The sequence below is a fragment of the Pedobacter sp. MR2016-19 genome (assembly GCF_014947265.1).
GTDB lineage: Bacteria > Bacteroidota > Bacteroidia > Sphingobacteriales > Sphingobacteriaceae > Pedobacter.
The window spans coordinates 57986-78220 of sequence record NZ_JADCNK010000015.1; the positions used below are offsets into that span (position 1 = coordinate 57986).

General features: G+C 37.8%; 18 protein-coding genes. 9 read left to right on the plus strand and 9 right to left on the minus strand.

What is annotated here, in order from left to right:
* Positions 1 to 67: 67 nt before the first annotated feature.
* Both IM793_RS17720 and lon read right to left on the minus strand, forming a co-directional pair.
* Complete coding sequence (locus IM793_RS17720; RefSeq protein ID WP_193423646.1) at positions 68 to 1018, minus strand: lipid A deacylase LpxR family protein; 951 nt, start codon at positions 1016 to 1018, stop codon at positions 68 to 70.
* A gap of 83 nt (positions 1019 to 1101) precedes the next feature.
* Positions 1102 to 3573, minus strand: a complete 2472-nt coding sequence (lon, locus tag IM793_RS17725) for an endopeptidase La (protein ID WP_193423648.1) — start codon at positions 3571 to 3573, stop codon at positions 1102 to 1104.
* Between the two features lie 316 nt (positions 3574 to 3889).
* Here lon and IM793_RS17730 point away from each other — a divergent pair, with 316 nt between their 5' ends.
* A complete protein-coding gene (locus IM793_RS17730) occupies positions 3890 to 4510 on the plus strand; it encodes a tetratricopeptide repeat protein (protein WP_193423650.1) in 621 nt (206 codons plus the stop codon).
* Positions 4511 to 4563: 53 nt separating this feature from the next.
* Here IM793_RS17730 and IM793_RS17735 read toward each other — a convergent pair whose 3' ends face one another.
* Together IM793_RS17735 and gpmI are read right to left on the minus strand one after the other, a co-directional pair.
* Positions 4564 to 5094, minus strand: coding sequence for a hypothetical protein (locus tag IM793_RS17735; protein ID WP_193423652.1), 531 nt, complete (start codon positions 5092 to 5094; stop codon positions 4564 to 4566).
* A complete protein-coding gene (gpmI, locus tag IM793_RS17740; protein ID WP_193423654.1) occupies positions 5094 to 6617 on the minus strand; it encodes a 2,3-bisphosphoglycerate-independent phosphoglycerate mutase in 1524 nt (507 codons plus the stop codon). Before gpmI ends, IM793_RS17735 begins: the two co-directional genes overlap by 1 nt.
* A 173-nt stretch (positions 6618 to 6790) precedes the next feature.
* Between gpmI and IM793_RS17745 the strand changes: the two genes are divergently transcribed.
* From IM793_RS17745 to IM793_RS17760, 4 genes are all read left to right on the plus strand, one after another.
* Positions 6791 to 7189 carry a DUF4783 domain-containing protein gene (locus IM793_RS17745; RefSeq protein WP_132395305.1) on the plus strand — a complete coding sequence of 133 codons (399 nt, stop codon included), beginning with the start codon at positions 6791 to 6793 and terminating at the stop codon, positions 7187 to 7189.
* Positions 7190 to 7349: 160 nt separating this feature from the next.
* A complete protein-coding gene (nadC, locus tag IM793_RS17750) occupies positions 7350 to 8192 on the plus strand; it encodes a carboxylating nicotinate-nucleotide diphosphorylase (RefSeq protein WP_193423656.1) in 843 nt (280 codons plus the stop codon).
* A gap of 49 nt (positions 8193 to 8241) precedes the next feature.
* On the plus strand, positions 8242 to 8889 hold the full coding sequence (plsY, locus tag IM793_RS17755; RefSeq protein ID WP_029279402.1) for a glycerol-3-phosphate 1-O-acyltransferase PlsY: 648 nt from the start codon (positions 8242 to 8244) through the stop codon (positions 8887 to 8889).
* A gap of 95 nt (positions 8890 to 8984) precedes the next feature.
* Complete coding sequence (locus tag IM793_RS17760) at positions 8985 to 9791, plus strand: M48 family metallopeptidase (RefSeq protein WP_193423658.1); 807 nt, start codon at positions 8985 to 8987, stop codon at positions 9789 to 9791.
* Between the two features lie 220 nt (positions 9792 to 10011).
* Here the strand turns inward: IM793_RS17760 and IM793_RS17765 are convergent, their stop codons facing one another.
* The 5 genes from IM793_RS17765 to IM793_RS17785 all read right to left on the minus strand — a co-directional run bounded on the left by IM793_RS17765 (position 10012) and on the right by IM793_RS17785 (position 16525).
* Positions 10012 to 11268 carry an anthranilate synthase component I family protein gene (locus tag IM793_RS17765; protein ID WP_193423660.1) on the minus strand — a complete coding sequence of 419 codons (1257 nt, stop codon included), beginning with the start codon at positions 11266 to 11268 and terminating at the stop codon, positions 10012 to 10014.
* A 402-nt stretch (positions 11269 to 11670) separates the two neighbouring features.
* Complete coding sequence (locus IM793_RS17770) at positions 11671 to 12951, minus strand: adenylosuccinate synthase (protein ID WP_193423662.1); 1281 nt, start codon at positions 12949 to 12951, stop codon at positions 11671 to 11673.
* 37 nt (positions 12952 to 12988) lie between these two features.
* A complete protein-coding gene (locus tag IM793_RS17775; protein ID WP_090500261.1) occupies positions 12989 to 13486 on the minus strand; it encodes a Fur family transcriptional regulator in 498 nt (165 codons plus the stop codon).
* 287 nt (positions 13487 to 13773) lie between these two features.
* The gene (locus tag IM793_RS17780) at positions 13774 to 14244 is read right to left on the minus strand and encodes a hypothetical protein (protein WP_193423664.1); all 471 of its coding nucleotides are present in this window, start codon (positions 14242 to 14244) and stop codon (positions 13774 to 13776) included.
* Positions 14245 to 14317: 73 nt separating this feature from the next.
* Complete coding sequence (locus IM793_RS17785) at positions 14318 to 16525, minus strand: bifunctional (p)ppGpp synthetase/guanosine-3',5'-bis(diphosphate) 3'-pyrophosphohydrolase (protein WP_138817956.1); 2208 nt, start codon at positions 16523 to 16525, stop codon at positions 14318 to 14320.
* Between the two features lie 110 nt (positions 16526 to 16635).
* Between IM793_RS17785 and IM793_RS17790 the strand changes: the two genes are divergently transcribed.
* From IM793_RS17790 to IM793_RS17805, 4 genes are all read left to right on the plus strand, one after another.
* Positions 16636 to 17250 carry a DUF4294 domain-containing protein gene (locus tag IM793_RS17790; RefSeq protein WP_193423666.1) on the plus strand — a complete coding sequence of 205 codons (615 nt, stop codon included), beginning with the start codon at positions 16636 to 16638 and terminating at the stop codon, positions 17248 to 17250.
* 6 nt (positions 17251 to 17256) lie between these two features.
* Positions 17257 to 17769, plus strand: a complete 513-nt coding sequence (locus IM793_RS17795) for a glutathione peroxidase (protein WP_138817954.1) — start codon at positions 17257 to 17259, stop codon at positions 17767 to 17769.
* A gap of 7 nt (positions 17770 to 17776) precedes the next feature.
* Positions 17777 to 18493, plus strand: a complete 717-nt coding sequence (gene bshB1, locus IM793_RS17800; protein ID WP_193423668.1) for a bacillithiol biosynthesis deacetylase BshB1 — start codon at positions 17777 to 17779, stop codon at positions 18491 to 18493.
* 199 nt (positions 18494 to 18692) lie between these two features.
* Positions 18693 to 20054, plus strand: a complete 1362-nt coding sequence (locus IM793_RS17805) for an acyl-CoA dehydrogenase family protein (protein WP_193423670.1) — start codon at positions 18693 to 18695, stop codon at positions 20052 to 20054.
* Positions 20055 to 20235: the final 181 nt, after the last annotated feature.

Genomic DNA, 20235 nt, shown 5'->3' on the forward strand with positions numbered 1-20235 from the left:
ATGGTTTACATCAGGCGATTTGCAGTAAGCAATGAATATCTAACAATAAAACAATATTAACAATTAGCTAACTCTTCCCAAACCTGTAGTATAAACTCAAACCACCATAATTCTGCGCCTTTGCCACACTTTTAACCTCTTTCGTTTTAAAAATCACATTAAAATCAGCTGTAAATCGCTTCGAACTATAATTTACGCCAAACTGTTGTTCAAAAACGATTGGCTTTACTCCAAATGTTACCGGACTGTTGTTATTGAAAAGGCTTCCCTGTATGGTAGCATCATAGGCAACAAAGTTTAGCTGCGGTTTAACGTAAAAGAAAAACTCTGAATTATTTAGGCTTTTTGTTTTCGAATTTCCAATTACCGCATTATGGTAAGCACTATTGAACAATTGATTGATTTTACCTGCCCTAAATAAAACCGACGCGCCTAGCCCTGAAAAAGTGGTGCCTAAATTGGCATAACCCTGTGCACTGATATCTAAGATAGGATCTTCAGGTCTAAAAAGTAGTTTACTGTAATTTGCGGCAAAGTTTACGGCCAGTTCATTTTTAATCTGGTAATCCCAGCCCGCAGGAGTATAAAAACCTACGGTTTTATGAAGGAAACGTTGCGCAGTTTGAGCAAGTGAGTTGGGGCCAACCGTTCCCAATTCTACACTTGTTTTTAGAACACTTTCATTTTTGTAGAAAACCGAATAAGCGCCACCGGCATAAAGGTAACCTGCAAAAGGCCTGTCCTGATCTGCTTTATTTGGTACCTGGCCCCAATAGGGCGTATACATTTTTTGTCCGGCAGAAATTTCGTAGGTTTTCTTTTCGATCTTATCGGATAGTTTTTCCGTATTAATGGCCCGGCGGAAGTAGATAAATAATCCGTTGGTATAATATCGATCGTTTAAAGTAGCCAGATAAGCGTCGTTTTCAGTTTTAAAACCGAATTCGTTTTTAAAAGATTGGGCAAAACTGGTTGAAACAACCGAACAGAAAACTATGGTAAATAAAAATGATCTCATAAAAAAGCCCAGGCAATTTACCTGAGCTATAAAAGTATTTATTGTAATTGGATTTTTGATCGTTAATCCAAAAGAATTAGCAATTAGTTTACAATCGGAGCAATTTTAACGCTCAGATCTATAGGTTTTTTTACCTTATTTTTAGTTAATGCCAATTCAATTACTTCGCTCATTTCAGTTACATAGTGAAACGTTAAATCTTTAATGTAACTTTCTTTAATCTCTAAAATATCTTTACGATTGCTTTTGCAAAGGATAATTTCTTTAATATTTGCCCTTTTTGCTGCAAGAATTTTTTCCTTAATTCCACCAACAGGAAGTACCTTTCCGCGTAAAGTAATCTCACCAGTCATAGCTAAATGTTGTTTTACCTTACGTTGCGTAAATGCAGAAGTTAAAGCCGTAAGCATCGTTACCCCAGCGGATGGTCCGTCTTTTGGTGTAGCACCTGCAGGCACGTGAACGTGAACATCCCAATTGTCAAATAAAGTGTAGTCTATACCAAATTCAGCTGCATGGGCGCGTAGATAAGCCAAAGCAATTACTGCTGATTCTTTCATTACATCACCCAGGTTACCGGTTAAGGTTAATTTTCCTTTCCCAGGACTTAAACTCGATTCAATAAATAAAATATCACCTCCAACACTTGTCCAGGCTAAACCTGTTACTACCCCAGCAACTTCATTACCCTCGTACAAATCCTTATCGTAAATCGGGGCACCTAAAATACGCTCAACATCATCATTGCTTAAGTTTGCTTCGTAGGTCTCTTCCATTGCAATCTTAGTAGCCACACCACGTACCAAAGAGCCGATTTTTTTCTCTAAGCCACGCACACCCGATTCTCTTGTATAATCTTCGATCACTTTTTCGATCAGGGTAGTCTTAAGGCTAATATCTTTGGTCTGCAAACCATGGTTTTCTTTCTGTTTTGGTAACAGGTATTTTTTTGCAATCTCTATTTTCTCTTCAATAGTATATCCGTTCACCTCAATAATCTCCATACGGTCTAACAAAGCAGGCTGTATCGTACTTAAAGAGTTTGCTGTGGCAATAAATAAGATGTTTGATAAATCGTAATCCACCTCTACATAATGGTCGTAAAAAGCATTGTTCTGCTCAGGGTCTAAAACCTCCAGCAAAGCTGATGATGGATCACCACGGTGATCAGTACCTACTTTATCAATCTCATCCAAAACAAAAACAGGGTTATCTGCTCCGGCTTTTTTAATTGATGAAATAATACGGCCCGGCATGGCACCTATATAAGTTTTACGGTGGCCACGAATCTCTGCTTCATCGCGGATACCACCCAATGCCATACGTACATATTTACGGCCCAATGCCTTTGCAATTGATTTTCCTAAAGATGTTTTACCAACTCCCGGAGGGCCAACCAAACATAAAATAGGCGCTTTCATATTACGTTTTAGTTTTAGCACAGCCAGGTATTCGATAATACGCTGCTTTACTTTTTCTAAACCGAAGTGATCTTTATCTAAGATGCGTTGTGCTCTTTTTAGGTCAAAATTATCTTTTGTAAATTCGCTCCAGGGTAAATCTAATAGTAGTTCTAAGTAGTTTAACTGAACCGAATAATCAGGCGCAGCAGGATTCATTCTACCTAACTTATCTATTTCTTTATCAAAATGATCAGCAACGCCCTGGGTCCATTTTTTCTTTTTAGCCCTTTCCTGTAAAGCATCAAATTCTAAATCAGCAGAATTTCCGCCCAGTTCTTCCTGGATGGTTTTTAGCTGTTGATTTAAGAAATAATCGCGTTGTTGTTTATCTAAATCGGTACGCACTTTTGATTGGATCTGATTTCTCAGCTCCAGCATCTGTAATTCGACCATTAAGAGTTCCATTACTTTTTGCGCTCTTTCCTGCAATTTATCCATTTCAAGGATTTTTTGCTTATCCGCCATTTCGGCATTCATATTTGATGAAATGAAATTGATCAAAAATGAATTGCTCTCAATGTTTTTTAGTGCAATGCTGGCTTCGCTCGGAATATTTGGTGAAAGCTGGATAATCTGTGCAGACATCTCGCGTATAGAAGCAATTAATGTTTTAAACTCCTTATCCGCCTTATGCTTTTGTTCTTCGAACTTTTTAACAACGGCTTTGATATAAGGTTCATTCTGCACCTCTTCAATTAAGCTGAAGCGTTGTTTACCCTGAATAATTACAGTCGTATTCCCATCAGGCATCTGCAACAATTTAATGATGTTGGCAACAGTACCAACAGTGTTAAGTTGCTCAAAAGTGGGATCTTCAATAGAAACGTCTTTTTGAGATACAACACCAATAATCTTATTTCCTTTGTAAGCTTCTTTAATTAGCTTAATCGATTTATCTCTTCCAACAGTAATAGGAATAACTACTCCTGGAAATAAAACTGTGTTTCGCAAAGGCAATATGGCCAACGTTTCAGGCGTTTCCTCATTGTTCATTTCCTCTTCGTCTTGTTGAGACATTAAAGGAAAAAACTCTGTATCTTCATTTATGATTGGCATTGCTGTATGGAAATCAAATATATCTTGTTTACTCATTATCACATTTTCCGCTAACGACAAACTGGCAGTTTGATCGCATTCAATTTGTTTAATTTTGGTATTCGCTTAATAAATTCAACTCTTGTGCCAAAATGAAAATAATATTAATCTTATGTTAAAAAGGCAGAAAAATATAAATATTTTCGCCAATATCATATTAAGCATTTTTTAGCGTTTAAGCTAATGTTTAGGGCACCTGCTGTGAATGAAAGAAAATTAAAAACTTTTAAATTATCAGAATAGGATTATATTGCAAAAAATTTCTCCTATAAAATTCTGTTAGGCGTTAGATTTGTTAACTTATTACTCATACATGAACTATTTTAAAAAGGCGATTTTAGGGTTAATTATTTTTACATCAACGAGTAGTTTTGCGCAAAGCAATTACGAAAGAAGCATGCAGGCTATGATGAAAGGTGATTATAAAACTGCGGCTATACAATTAGAAAAAGCAGATACTAAAACTCCTGATAATGCAAACGTACTTCAGATGCTTGGATATTCTTACTTCCAAAATCGCGAATACGAGAAGTGTATTGCCACTTACAGCCGGTTATTAAACATCAAACCTGGAGCGGTTTCCGCTTACTACTATCGTGGTATCGCAAGGTTGAAAATAGCTAACGATCCCAAAGAATCGTTAAATACCATGCGCGAAAATTTTTATCTGGCATCTCTCAAAGATTTTACAAAAGCCATTGAAATTAATGGTGATGAAGATGTACAGATGTTTCAGAACCGGGGCTTAGCTTACAAGGATTATGCAATTTTCAGATCTTTTAAAGCAAAGAAAAAAGAAGAAAAAGCAGCTTGTGTAGCTTTGTTCAATAACTCTATCGCTGATTTTCAGAAGGTATTAACCTTGCAGCCATTAAGAAAAGATATTGTTGATTGGGTAACCTACGATAAGGCGCAGATTGCTAGCCTAAAATAAAATACATCCTTTCAAAAAAAATGGAACCTGAATATTTTCGGGTTCCATTTTTTTTATTTCAGTTTTCCAATAACTGAATACTTTTTTTCTTTTAGCAATCTGATTTTCTGTTGTTTTTTGATTTCGTATAAGCTATCAGGGCAGTAGATTAAAGTGTCCTGAGATTGGTATAAGATGTTTTTATTATCGATTATGATCTCTATTTTACCTGCTTTCTGGCCTTTCCAGGTTATAGAAATCTTCTTGATAGGGATTTTCTTATTATCGGAAGTGTAAATATCAATTCCATCTTGTTCTTTAGTTTTAAAACTACCTTTCCAGGAGGTTTTATTGATATCGGCATTAACAAAAATGGCAAGTTCCTTTGTCCAATCGGTAATTTTGGCTTTTTTATGTTCCGCTATACCATTTATGCTCACCGTTTTATCTACATCTGGATTTAAATGCTGCAGGCGTGAAATTTCTTTTCCGAAATAACCCTTAACATCGAAATAACTTAAACTGGTATTTGCTTCAGCTTCTTTCCGCTGGTTGCATGAAAATAAAACCAAAACAAATACCGGGATAAAAAGTTTTTTAACCATTATACTAAAACGTTTCCTGTCATTTCTGCCGGAATAGCTACACCTAATATTTTTAGAATAGTAGGGGCAATGTCGCCTAATTTACCATCTGCAATGGTTTTATAATCTTTATCAATTAGAATACAAGGTACCAGGTTGGTGGTATGCGCTGTATTGGCAGATCCATCGCCATTCACCATAAATTCGGAATTTCCATGATCGGCTAAAAGGATAAACGAATAACCATTTTCCAAACCTTTGTTTACCACGGTTTCAGCACATTTATCTGCAGTTTCAACCGCTTTTACTACCGCTTCAAAAACGCCTGTATGCCCAACCATATCTGGATTAGCAAAGTTTAAACAAATAAAATCAGCCCATCCTGTTTCCATTTCTTTGGTAATGACATCGGTAATTCCTGCTGCACTCATTTCAGGTTGAAGATCGTAAGTTGCTACTTTCGGTGAAGGAATTAAAATGCGTTTCTCATTGGCAAATTCAGCCTCTCTTCCGCCAGAGAAGAAAAAGGTTACATGAGGATATTTTTCAGTTTCAGCAATACGGATCTGGTTTTTATTATTATTGGCCAATACTTCACCGATGGTCTGGATTAAATCATCTTTGGTAAAAATTACATTTACCTTTTCAAAGCTCTCATCGTAGGTAGTCATGGTAACATAATACAGTGGCAGTTTATGCATTTGCTGCTCCGGGAAATCTTTTTGTGTTAATGCTGTTGTAATCTCACGTCCTCTGTCAGTACGGAAATTGAAACAGATTACCACATCATCATTTTGAATGGTCGCTACCGGAGCACCATTGTCTTGTGTTAATACTATTGGTTTTAAAAACTCATCAGTTACGCCATCGGCATACGATTTTTTGATTGCAGCCAAGGCATCCTGGGTTTTTTCGCCAATGCCATTTACCATTACATCATAAGCTTGTTTAACGCGCTCCCAACGGTTATCGCGGTCCATCGCATAGTAACGGCCAACCATGGTTGCTAGTTTAGCATTGGTGTTTTGGATATGGTTTTCCAGATCAGTAATAAAGCCCAGACCAGAGTTTGGATCCGTATCACGGCCATCCAAAAAAGCATGAACAAAGGTGTTCGGTACATTTGCTTCATTTGCGGCATCGCATAAAGCTTTTAAATGTTCGATATGTGCATGTACCCCACCGTTCGAAACCAGGCCGATGAAGTGAACTGCTTTATTATGCTGTTTTGCATAATCGAACGCACTTACCAAAACCGGGTTGTGGTGCAATTCCCTGTCGGTAATCGACTTATTAATTCTTCCAAGCTCCTGGTAAACAACTCTACCTGCGCCTAAGTTCATGTGTCCAACTTCTGAATTTCCCATTTGTCCGGCTGGTAAGCCTACTGCTTCACCAGATGCTTCAAGCCTGGAATTTGGGTATTTCTGTAATAATGAATCGAAAAAAGGAGTATTGGCAGCATATGCAGCATCAGAATTATCTTGTTTTCCGTAGCCCCAGCCATCAAGGATTATAAGTGCGAGTTTTTTATCGTTTACCATTTTTATTGTAAAATTTATTGATCCAAATCAAAACATTTTCATGTATAACATGGTTTAGTGTTTTGTTTATATGGCAAATATAACTTTATTGATGCTTATACAAATGAAGAAATCCTTTTTTTGATATGCTAATGGCATAATTTTAGCTATAGGGTTCTGTATAAAATACAGAAATGATCCGGAGCTTATTTTTACTCGTTATTAGTTTATCGTCATTATATTACCCTACAGCCATCCAGGCAGATATAATTGATGATTTATCTTCGTATTTTAAAGCTGGCAACTCAAAAGAAATTGCTAAAAGTTTCGCCTCAACCATCGAACTTATCATTGTTGATGAAGAAGATGTATACTCAAAAGCACAGGGTGAACAAATTTTGAGAGATTTTTTTATTAAACATCCTCCGGTAAAAACAAGTATTTTTCATAAAATTAATACAAATCCAAATTATCGTTTTGGCGTAATTATTTTAAGTACTGCTAAAGAAACCTTCAGGATTTCTATTACCATGAAAAAATTCAATACCAGCTTTTCAATTACTGAATTAAGAATTGAACCGGCTAAGGATTAATTGGCTATCCAGAACTTACGGAATTTTGCCAACGCTATGCCTTGCCAACTTCATAAGTCGCGGAGGCTGGAAACTTCTGATGTTAACAAATTCACTTTAACCTTTCAGTAAATTGCCTGCTAATAAATAATTCTTATTTTTGCGGCATAAAACCTATATTTTGGATACTCAACTTATACATCAATTCATAAAAAATGCCCTTACCGAAGATGTTGGTGATGGAGATCATACTTCACTTTCAACAATTCCAAAAGGAACGCAGGGAAAAGCAAAACTGATTATCAAAGAAGATGGTGTTTTGGCTGGAATTGATTTGGCCCTTGAGATTTTTAAGGAGGTTGATGCCGGACTGAAAGTTGATGTATTGCTACAGGATGGTGTTGCTGTAAAAGTAGGCGATATTGCTTTAACCGTTGCTGGAAGTACACATGCTATTTTAATAGCAGAACGATTGGTTTTAAACTGCATGCAGCGTATGAGTGGTATTGCTACCAAAACTCATCGTATTGTTTCACTGTTAAAAACGGCTAAAACCAAGATTTTAGATACTCGTAAAACTACTCCCGGTTTGCGTTATTTAGAAAAATGGGCAGTTAGGATTGGTGGTGGTGTAAATCACCGCATTGGTTTATATGATATGATCTTAATCAAGGATAATCATGTAGATTATGCAGGAGGGATTTCAAACGCCATTACCGCTGCACAAAAATATCTGATCAATCAGAATAAATCACTACAGATCGAAATTGAGGTTAGGAACTTAGAAGAGTTATCCCAGGTTTTGGCTATTGGTGGTGTAGACCGCATTATGCTTGATAATTTTAGTTTTGAAAACTTAAGGGCTGCCGTTGCATTAATCGACGGGAAATTTATTACAGAAGCTTCCGGAGGAATTACTGAAGAGAATGTTGCAGAATATGCAGCTTGTGGAGTAGATTTTATTTCGATGGGTGCGCTTACACATTCTGTGAAAAGCCTGGATATGAGTTTAAAAGCATACTAAAGTGATTTGCTATAAAATTGAAAGCTTATTTTTTGTATCATTGTAGGCTATGGTTACGGTTTATTCTCTCAGCGCGTTATTAATTGCTTACCTTTTTGGATCTATACCAACAGCTGTATGGCTTGGTCAGGCATTCTATGGAGTTGATGTAAGGGAATACGGAAGTGGCAATGCGGGAGCAACCAATACTTTTAGGGTACTAGGCAAAAAAGCCGGAATTGCTGTTATGATCATTGATATTGCAAAAGGTTATACTGCAACCAATCTTGCCTATCTGATCGGTATGTCGGTTACCGGGCCACAAAATTCAGTTGTTTTTGTTAACTACCAACTTGCCTTGGGGGTGACCGCGGTAATGGGACATTTATTTCCTGTTTTTGCGGGTTTCAGGGGGGGGAAAGGAGTAGCCACACTTTTTGGAATGATTTTAGCAGTTAACTTCGAAGCATCTATGCTTTGCGTTCTGGTTTTTGTGGTGGTATTGTTGTTAACTAAATATGTTTCATTAAGCTCTATTTGCGCCGGATTTACTTTTCCGCTAAGTGTAGTTTTCTTGTTTCAGGTTTCCATCAAATCTGAAGTGCTTTATGGCATGGTGGTTTGTATTTTAATCTTAGTTACGCACCAAAAAAATCTCGAAAGATTGCTGAAAGGCAAAGAATCTAAAGTGTATTTGTTTAGGAAGAAGACTAATTAATTAACAAAACACATTTCTTTAAAACTTATTTATAGGCTTACTGTTTAATCATCGACTTTACCTATAGGTATTACTAATCATTTAAAATCGCATTTATGAAAAAGTTATTTTTAACAGCAAGTGTTGCTGGGATTTTATTATTTAACTCATGTTCTACAGTTCCTTTAACAGGACGTAGTCGATTTGATTTAGTTAGTAACGATCAGGTTTTGCCAATGGCATTCCAAGCCTATAGTACCTTTTTAACAGAAAATAAAGCAACCGTTTTACCCGCTTCAAATGCCCAGGCCTTAAAGGTGAAAACGGTTGGAAGCAGGTTAATTACAGCTGTAAAATCTTATATGAACAGCAATAATTATGGCAACCTGATTGCTGATTATCAATGGGAAGTTAATGTAGTACAGAACAATGAAAAAAATGCCTGGTGTATGCCAGGAGGGAAGATTGTGGTTTATACTGGTATTTTGCCTGTTACCCAGGATGACGCCGGTTTAGCAACTGTTATGGGGCATGAGATTGCGCATGCCATTGCGGGTCACTCAGCTGAGCGTATGTCGCAGGAGATGGTTGCCCAGGGTGTTGGTGCAGCAGCGGGAGTCGCTTTATCTAAAAACCCTAAAACGCAGTCTATTTTTAACACATTATATGGCGTTGGTACACCAGTTGCGATGTTGAAATTTAGCCGTAATCAGGAATTGGAAGCCGATCGTTTGGGCTTGATTTTTATGGCCATGGCCGGATATAATCCGCAAAATGCGACCAGTTTCTGGAATAGAATGTCGGCTGCATCTGCAGGAGCCCAAAAGCCGGCTGAATTTTTAAGTACCCACCCAAGTGATGCTACACGTATTGCACAGATTCAAAAATATTTGCCTGAAGCACAACAGTATTATAAGAAATAAGGTAGAAGGCTGAAGGTATAGAGGTGGAAGGTTTTGCAAGATGCAGAATTTTCTGCCTTTTTTGTTTTCCGAAAATTGTCATTCTGAGTTTACTAAGAATCTGCAATTCGAAAGTGTAAAACGATTACGAGAGGATAAAGCAAGAAATAAAAAGATTCTTCACTGCGTTCAGAATGACAAACTGGCTAATGAATGAATGGCAAGTGAACTAATGAACAAATTAACCTCCCAATACCTTCAATATCGCACTGGCTTTTAGCAAACACTCCTCATATTCTGAAGCCGCATTACTTTGGTAGGTAATCGCTCCTCCAACCTGAAAAGATAAATATTTGGAATCGGCATTATACAAAATGCTGCGGATAACCACATTAAAATCGAAATCACCATCAGGACTGATGCAGCCGAAAGAACCCGAATAAATACCTCTTTTGGTCACTTCGTATTCTTCAATTAATTTCATGGCTTTAACCTTTGGGGCACCTGTCATGGAACCCATTGGGAAAGCATTTTTAATGGCATCAATAAAATGCACTTCTGGATTTAAGTCACAGCTAATAGTAGAAATCATCTGGTGTACCTGCGGGAAGCTGTAAATGCCGAATAATTCATCAACGGTAACAGAACCCTTAACGGCTGATTTGGTAAGGTCGTGGCGTACCAAATCAACTATCATTACATTTTCTGCCTGTTCTTTAATGTCGTTTCTAAGCTGCAGCTTTATGGCTTCATCTTCTGCCACATCAGAACTTCTTTTAGCTGTGCCTTTAATGGGCTGTGAGGTAAGTTTTGAGCCACGTTTGCACAAAAATCTTTCTGGTGTGGCAGATAAAATATATTTACCATAAACCTTAAAATAACCTGCAAAAGGGGTGGGAGAGACTTGATTTAGCGCCTCAAAAGTTTGAATGGGGTCTATTTTTATATTTTCGGCAAAAAACTCCTGACAGAAATTAACTTCATAAATATCGCCACGAATAATATGATCTCTTAAGGAGCCTACTTTTTGAATATATTGGTCCTTAGACAATCGTTGCGCTATCGTTACTTTTTTAGATTGGGTTCCTGTGTTAAGCTGAAAGGAATTTATGTCCGCTAAAATCGATTCAGGACCAATCAGAACCTCAACATTGCCCTTTTTGAAGGCTACGAGGTATTTTGGAACAAAAAAATATAGATCTGGGAAATTTAAATGATCCGGATGATTAGATTGAAGATCTTCGATTTCGTTTTTCAGGTCGTAACTGAAAAAGCCGAAGATCCACTGCTGATGTTGAGAATGAAAACTTTTTAGCTGATCAAATGCATTTCCTGCTCCACATTTTAGTTCTGCATGAGCACCGGCCGCGATAATGAAATCGTAAGCTGAATAAGCATCTTTGTAGTTATTTGAATCTAAAAAGCAACAAATCTCGAACTGGTTGGCCCAATGCAATGCTTTTTGTTTGAAATCGGATATGTTTTGCGGGGTTTTCAAGCTGCCGCAAAGGTAAAAATAGAGATGGTATTGTAAGAAATTAATTTTTATCTTTTGGAGCGGCTTATTGATTTTCTCATAGCACTTTCATTCATATAAATCGTCATTTCGAGCGGAGTGTAGCGTAGTCGAGAAATCTGTTTAGATAGATCTCTCCGTTTCGCTACGCTTCAGTCGAGATTACGTTAGGTATAGTTAAGTAATCCTGAAGCCTATTGCAGTAAGATTCCCGCCTGCGCAGGAATGACGATTTTTTTATTATAATTAACTGAAAAACAAAAAAGCAATCCGCTATGGATTGCTTTTCTTTAATTGATTGTCACCCTGAATTTATTTCAGGATCTATTAGTGTTAATAGAGTAGATAGATGCTGAAATAAATTCAGCATGACGAATTATGTTTCTAACGTAACGCTAAAGTTTGTGCTCTATCTGGTCCTACTGAAAGGAATTTAATCGGCACTTCTAATTCTTTCTCTAAGAAAGCAATATAATCGCTCAATTTAGCTGGAATTTCATCTACAGAAGTAATTTTAGTTACATCAGTAGCCCAACCGTCAATTGCTTTTAATACTGGTTTTGGTTCGATTGAAATGATATCATATGGCATATAATCAATCGTTTCACCATTATATTCGTAGTGGGTACAAGCATAAATGGTATCAAAAGTATCGAGAACATCAGCTTTCATCATAATTAATTCGGTTACACCGTTTAACATGATGGCATATTTTAATGCAGGAAGATCAATCCAGCCACAGCGACGGGCACGACCTGTAGTTGCGCCAAATTCGTGACCTAAAGCGCGTAAATTTTCACCAACTTCATTATCTAATTCAGTAGGGAAAGGGCCGCCACCAACACGCGTACAATATGCTTTGAAGATACCATAAACGGTTCCTACTTTATTCGGTGCAATACCTAAACCAGTACAGGCACCAGCAGTTGTAGTGTTACTAGAAGTTACAAAAGGGTATGAACCAAAATCCACGTCCAATAATGTTCCCTGAGCACCTTCTGCTAAAACCGCTTTTCCTTCTTTTAAGAAACCATTCACATAATGTTCGCTATCTACGTGAGGGATGGTTTTTAAGAATTCGATTGCTTCAAAGAATGATGCTTCTTTTTCCGCTAATTCATATTCGAAGCCTTCGTAATGAGAAAGGATTTCAGTATGTTTTTCTACCAGTTTAGCATAACGCTCTTTAAAATCAGGTAGGGTAGTATCACCAACACGTAAACCGTTACGGCCAGTTTTATCCATATAAGTTGGACCGATACCTTTTAAAGTTGATCCAATTTTATTTTTACCCATGCGTGCTTCGTTCGCAGCATCCAATAATTGGTGGGTTGGTAAAATTAAGTGCGCTTTACGGGCAATCACCAATTTGCCATCGGCAACAGGATCATGACCAGCTTTTTTTAAATTATCTAACTCTCTTTTTAGGATAATAGGGTCGATTACTACACCATTACCAATCAGGTTCATGGTTTTTTCGTTAAAAATTCCTGAAGGAATTGTATTTAAAACGAATTTTTTGCCATCGAACTCTAAAGTATGTCCGGCATTTGGGCCACCCTGAAAACGGGCAATAAGATCATATTTTGGACTTAGTACATCAACGATTTTTCCCTTTCCTTCATCGCCCCATTGCAGGCCGAGAAGTACATCTACTTGCGTCATTATTAATAAATTAAGCTGGTTTTATTTGTATTTTGATTTAATTTTGTTTGATTTTTTCGACTGTGGCCGCACTTTCGCTAACTTTTCTGGCCATACTGCAGTCAGAGCAGAAACCATAAAGATTTAATGAATGGTGTTTAACATCAAATTTTAAAAGATCGCCAACCATAGTTTGGATCTGGTGGATTCGGGGATCGCAGAACTCTACTACTTTACCGCATTCGATACAGATCACGTGATCGTGCTGGCGGTAACCATAAGATTTTTCGAATTGTGCCATGTTTTTACCAAACTGGTGTTTGGTAACTAAATCGCATGAAACCAATAACTCCAATGTATTATAAACCGTAGCACGACTTACGCGATACTTTTGGTTTTTCATGTGGATATAAAGGGTTTCTACATCAAAGTGATCGTTTCTTGAATATATTTCTTCCAATATAGCGAAACGCTCTGGTGTTTTACGTAGATTTTTGTTTTCTAAATAAGCCTCAAAAATCTTGCGAACGAGCTCATTTGTTTTTTGTTCAGACATAGTTTTTAAACTCCACTCAAAGGTAGGTAAATAGTTTTGAAAAATGATTACACCGATTAAATGATTACACAGATTTGGGAATTGATTGATCGTTGTAGTGTTTGATCGTTGAAATAAAGTCGGAGGTCAGGAAGACAGAGGTCCGAAGTTCAATCTGTCAAATAGCGTATAACGTTCCGAGGCTTGGCGAAGGTGGCAGCTTGAGATAACCCATACATTTAACATGTGATGCAATATTTCTTGCCCCTTTATCTAAGCCACTCTTATTAGTAGTGATTTGAATCATGTTAAAGAGCTCTGTTCCATTTAGGAAGCTGCCCAAATATTTCTGTATGTCGCTTGAGTAGCTTATTTTCTAATACTCTTGGACAGTCATTTAAATTTATGTCATGTGTTGCATACCAATAAACATCCAAAGCCTCAATCCCCTCACTTAGCATTTGGATTGGCCATGATTTTCGTCTGGCAATTTTACCAAATTGATGCCCGTTTACAATCCTGTCTTTTATGCCACCCAAACCTGTTTTTCGAATGAACATTGTACCATCAGATTCAATCTTTCCTGATCTTCCAATATAGATTAATTCAATTTTTCCACTCTTTAAAGCATATACAATATAAATTCCACTTTGGTTGGTTGGTGCATTGCAAACTTGGCTTAAAGTATCGGTGGCTCGAAAGAAGAAATGGTCCTTCTTTTTATATTTTGTCAATTCATCGAACATAGTATTTGCATTTATTTTAGTCGTACTGATCATTATGATTTAAGACTTATGACTATTTGATCCTGCAATCTGACTTCCAACATCGGACTCCGGACTTTCGGACTAATTAGGCATCAAACCTCGTTACTCCCGTTACCCCTCTAACTTTTAATAAATTTTTAATCAGGTTTTCCAGGTGTTCGGTATCATTTACAAAAATCATAATCGAACCATCAAAAATCCCCTCATTGGTATCAACCGTAATCGATCGCATATTTACTTTAAAATCGGTAGAGATAACCCTGGTAATGTTGTTGATCAAACCGACATCATCAATGCCAACAATCCGTAAGCCTGTTAAAAAGGTTAATTCCTGTTGTTTGTTCCATTTGGCTTTTACCACACGATAACCATAATTGGCCATTAACTGTGCTGCATTTGGACAATTGGTACGATGTATTTTAATGCCTTCGCTCACGGTGATGAATCCAAAAACATCATCTCCAGGTATCGGGTTACAACAGGCTGCCAATGTATAATCAATACGCTGCATATCTTCACCAATCAGTAAAATATCAGATTCTCCGCCTTTTATTTTACTCTTGATTCCATCTACAGAAAGGTTTTCAGGACGTTCTGGTCCACGGTTTTCGACCTCTTTCTCGCTAGACAGGTATTCTTTTATGTCTTTTAGCTCGATTTTGCCCAAGGCAACATTTACAAAAAGCTCTTGTGTAGAAGGCAGCTTAAAGAAATAGCTGAGCTTTTGTATATTATCGGTATTATAAGTGATTTTTAATGACTTTAGCTTTCTTTCCAGGATTTCTTTCCCGTTTTCAGCAATTTTCCGCTTTTCTTCTTTTAGCGATGACTTAATTTTAGATTTGGCTTTAGCAGTAACCACCACGTTTAGCCAATCTTCTTTAGGGGTTTGTTTGCTCGAGGTAATAATCTCTACCTGATCGCCATTTTGCAGTTTATATGAAATCGGAACCAGTTTGTGGTTTACTTTAGCACCGATACAGGTTGCGCCCACATCGGTATGGATCTCGAAAGCAAAATCCAATGCGGTAGCGCCTAAAGGCAACTGGATTAAAGCGCCTTTTGGCGTGAAAATAAAAATCTCATCAGAGAAAAGATTCATCTTGAAATCGTCAAGGAAATCTAAAGCATTGGCCTCAGGATTGCTTAACATTTCGCGCACTTTCTGGATCCACTGATCCAGACCGTTATCGTTACTCGATTCTTTGTATTTCCAGTGTGCGGCGAAACCTTTCTCTGCAATTTCGTTCATCCGTTGCGTACGGATCTGTACCTCAACCCATTGTCCACGTGGGCCCATTACCGTCGTGTGTAAACTTTCGTAACCATTTCCTTTTGGTGAGGAAACCCAATCGCGTAAACGATCAGGATTGGGGCGGTATAAATCGGTAACGATAGAATATGCTTTCCAGCAATCAGCCTTTTCATTTTCCGGGGCCGAGTCCAAAATAATCCGGATCGCAAAAAGATCGTAAACCTCTTCAAAAGGGATATTTTTCTTTTTCATCTTGTTCCAGATGGAGTGGATTGACTTCGGCCTGCCGTAAACATCGGCTACTAAACCTTGTTCATGAACAATTTCATCAATAGGTTCTACGAATTTTTTGATGAAAAGCGCACGTTCTGCTTTTTTCTCATTTAATTTTTTAGCGATGAACTTATAAGTATCAGGATCAAGATATTTCATCGAAAGATCTTCCAACTCTGATTTTATGGCATATAAACCCAATCTATGGGCTAATGGAGCGTATAAATAAATGGTTTCTGAAGCGATTTTAAGCTGCTTGTGGCGGGGCATAAAATCCATTGTACGCATATTGTGCAAACGATCGGCAAGTTTGATCAGGATTACCCTCACATCATCCGCCAGGGTAAGCAGCATTTTACGGAAATTTTCGGCCTGTAAAGAGCTGTTGGTATCGAAAACGCCAGATATTTTAGTTAAGCCGTCGATAATTTTAGCGGTTTTTTTACCGAACTCACGTTCAATATCTTCTAAAGTGATATCGGTGTCCTCTACCACATCGTGTAGTAAGGCGCATACTATTGAGGTTGTTCCCAGGCCAATTTCTTCAGCAGCAATCTGAGCGACAGCGATAGGGTGGTAGATGTAAGGTTCGCCAGATTTACGGCGCATATCTTTATGGCTTTCCAGTGCCATATCAAAAGCTTTTCTGATTTCTTTTTTATCGCCCTTTTGTAAAGTAGATTTGCTTGCCCGTAGTAATGCCCTATATCTTTTTAGAATCTCTTGCTTTTCCGCCTCTAAATCAATCACTAACTCTGTTTTCATTTGTATTTTTTGCGTAAAAATTTGCGTCTTATTTATGAATAAAACTTATATTAGTTTTGTGAAACAACTAATATATGAAATAACACCTAACTTTGTAAAAGTATAAATTTATGAAATTTAAAGGGCTCTTTTTTCTTTCTATTGTAATGATTTGCAGCATTTCGCTACGAGCCCAGGATCCTGCTGCACCTGTATTTCCAAAAAAGGGTAAAAGCGATACGATTAGAGTAGCCTCAACAAACGATAATGGTGTCATGATTCCCTGGATGCAACTTAATGAGGTTAACATTTACGCAGCCAGAATCTGGAAATCGCCGGCAGAACAGGCTGCCTACAACCGTTTAAGGTATAACGTACTAAAAGTAATGCCTTATGCACTGTTTGCAAAACGCCGATATGAGCAATTGGAACAGGATTTGGCCCGGACTCCCGAGAAAAAAGAACAGAAACAACTGGTTAAACAATGCGATAAAGAAATTAAAGACATGTTTAACCGCGAAATAAAGGAATTAACGATTACTCAGGGTCAGATTTTAACAAAACTGATCGACCGCGAAGTAGGCAGAACAACATATGATATAGTAAAGCAAACCAAAGGCGGTTTCGCTGCATTTTCTTATCAGATTGTTGCCCGTGTGGTAGGACATAATTTAAAAAGCACTTACGATCCGAATACAGATAGAGATATAGAGTCTATTATCCGTACGTCAGGATTTTATCAATAACATATAATGCAGGAACGCATTCCGAATATTTATTCGTTTAAGGTTAAGAAAATTAATGGCGAAGAGCAGCCATTATCAGCCTACCGCAACAAAGTTGTTTTAATTGTAAATACGGCATCAGAATGTGGTTTTACGCCACAGTTAAAAGAATTACAGCAACTTAAAGACGAGATTAACAGCCCTGATTTTGAAATTCTGGGCTTTCCCACAAATGATTTTGGAAAACAAGAACCTTTAAATGGGTCTGATATCGCATCTTTTTGCGAGATTAACCATGGTGTAAAATTCCCTGTTTTTGAAAAGATTATGGTCCGTGGCGAACATGCTCATCCACTTTATCAGTTCCTGAGCGATAAAAAGCAAAACACAAAATTAAGTTCGAAACCCCGTTGGAACTTTCATAAATACCTGCTGAACAAAAATGGCGAACTGGAAGATTATTTCTTGCCCTTCACCAAGCCGTTGAGTTCGAAAATTAAAAAGAAAATTCAGCAACTGCTGAGCCAAAATACCCAATAATTACGTCATGAAGTTAGATATTTTAGTTATAGCCGTGCATCCTGATGATGCAGAGCTTTGCTGTTCCGGTACTATTTTAAAACATATTGCCCTTGGTAAAAAAGTTGGAATTGTAGATTTAACCAGAGGCGAACTGGGTACGCGTGGCACAGCAGAAACAAGAGATGAAGAGGCTGCAGACTCTGCAAAAATTTTGGGCTTACATGTTCGCGAAAATTTAAGATTGAGAGACGGATTTTTTCAGAATGATGAATTTCACCGTTTAGAAGTGATTAAAGTCATCAGAAAATATCAACCCGAAATTATTTTAAGCAATGCTTTGGAAGACCGTCACCCTGATCATGGAAGGGCAGGCGACCTGGTGTACGATTCGGTTTTTTTATCAGGTTTACCAAAAATAGAAACGTTGATAGATGGTATTAAACAAGAGGCCCACCGCCCGAGGTTGCTGTTGCAATACATCCAGGACAGATACTTGAAGCCTGATATTATTGTAGATATTTCTGATCACATGGATAAGAAAATTGAATCGATTAAGGCTTTTAAAACACAGTTTTATAATCCTGATGTAGATGGTTTGCAAACTTATATTTCATCGCCGGAATTTTTCGAAAGCGTAATTGGCCGTTCAAGAGAATTTGGTAAAAGCATTGGCGCCACTTTTGGCGAAGGCTTTACTTCGCGGAAATTGTTGGGTGTTGATAATTTGTTTGATTTAAGGTAGAAAAATTTGTCATTCTGAGCGCAGAGAAGAATCTTTCAGGTAAATGCACTAACGCAAATACAACAAATTTTTTTGTACTCTTATCGTGCGAGGCACAAAGCATCTTTTTCATCGGTTAAAGATTCTTCGTTCCTCAGAATGACAAAGCCCGGAGTCCAACAAAACCGCCCTTTATTTGTTATTCTCAAAACGAATAATAATGGCGAATATATTCTCTTCTCTCAAAAACGCTTACAATCTCTTTAAACACGTAGATTTCGATAAGTTAGAGGCTTTATCGAAAAAAGTCGATTTACCCAAAATGGTCGAAACCATATCAAGCCTGGATGATAAACAAATCCAGGGAATGATGAAAATGATGGGTGGATCGGGTAAAAAGAAAGAATTACCACCCATTGAAGGTGATTTTTACCATTTGGGCGATGAAGCGCTCAAAGATGAAGACCGTGAGCTTCAGTTAAAAGTACGTGCTTTTTTAGAAAAAGAAGTAAAACCCATAGTTAACCATTACTGGAACAAAGCTGAATTCCCTTTCGAAATTATTCCAAAACTTGCCGAACTCAACATTTGTGGATTAACCTATAAAGGTTATGGCTGTCCGGGGAAATCGAATTTAATGGAAGGTATTTTAGCGATGGAAATGGCCAGGATTGATACCTCGATTTCTACTTTTTTTGGTGTACAGAGCGGCCTGGCCATGGGGTCGATCTATTTATGTGGATCGGAGGAACAGAAACAACAGTGGTTACCGCTCATGCAGCAATTTAAAATTATTGGTGCATTCGGATTAACCGAACCCGAAGTTGGCTCTGCCGCTGCTGGCGGTTTAACCACAACCTGTAAAAAGGTAGCCGATAAATGGATTTTAAATGGTCAGAAAAAATGGATTGGTAATGCCACCTTTGCAGATATCTTAATTATTTGGGCACGCGATGAGGAAAGCGGAGAAGTAAAAGGCTTTATCGTGAAAAAAGACAATCCAGGTTTTACTGTAGAGAAAATGCAGGATAAAATGGCATTGCGGATCGTGCAGAATGGAATCATTACCTTAACCAATTGCGAGGTAGAAGAGGCCGATCGCTTACAAAATGCCAACTCATTTAAAGATACCGCTAAGGTATTGCAAATGACGAGGGCAGGGGTTGCCTGGCAGGCGGTAGGCTGCGCCCGTGGTGCTTATGAAAATGCTTTGGAATATACCCAGACCCGAAAACAGTTTGGTAAACCCATTGCTTCTTTTCAATTAATTCAAAACCACCTGGTGGAAATGTTATCAAATTTAACAGCGATGCAAACACTTTGTTTCCGTCTTTCGCAATTACAAGACCAGGGTTTATTGAAAGATGAACATGCTTCGTTAGCAAAGGTATTCTGTTCATTAAGAACGCGTGATGTAGTAAGCAAAGCAAGGGAAGTAATGGGCGGAAACGGTATTTTACTCGAATATAATGTAGCACGTTTTGTGGCCGATGCCGAGGCGATTTATTCTTATGAGGGTACAAAAGAAATTAATACACTGATTGTTGGCCGTGCAATAACCGGATTTTCAGCATTTGTTTAGAGGGGAAACTCACGAAGTTTGAAAGGGTAAGAGCAGTTTGGGAACTTCGTTAGTTTTGAGTTGGGTCAATTAGTTGCTTGTCCGTCTGAGCGTAGCCGAAGACTCATAGGAATAATAAATAATAGTGTTAGGAAACGAACGTCAGCATTTCATAGGGGCTATGGTCCTGCCATTCGCTGTA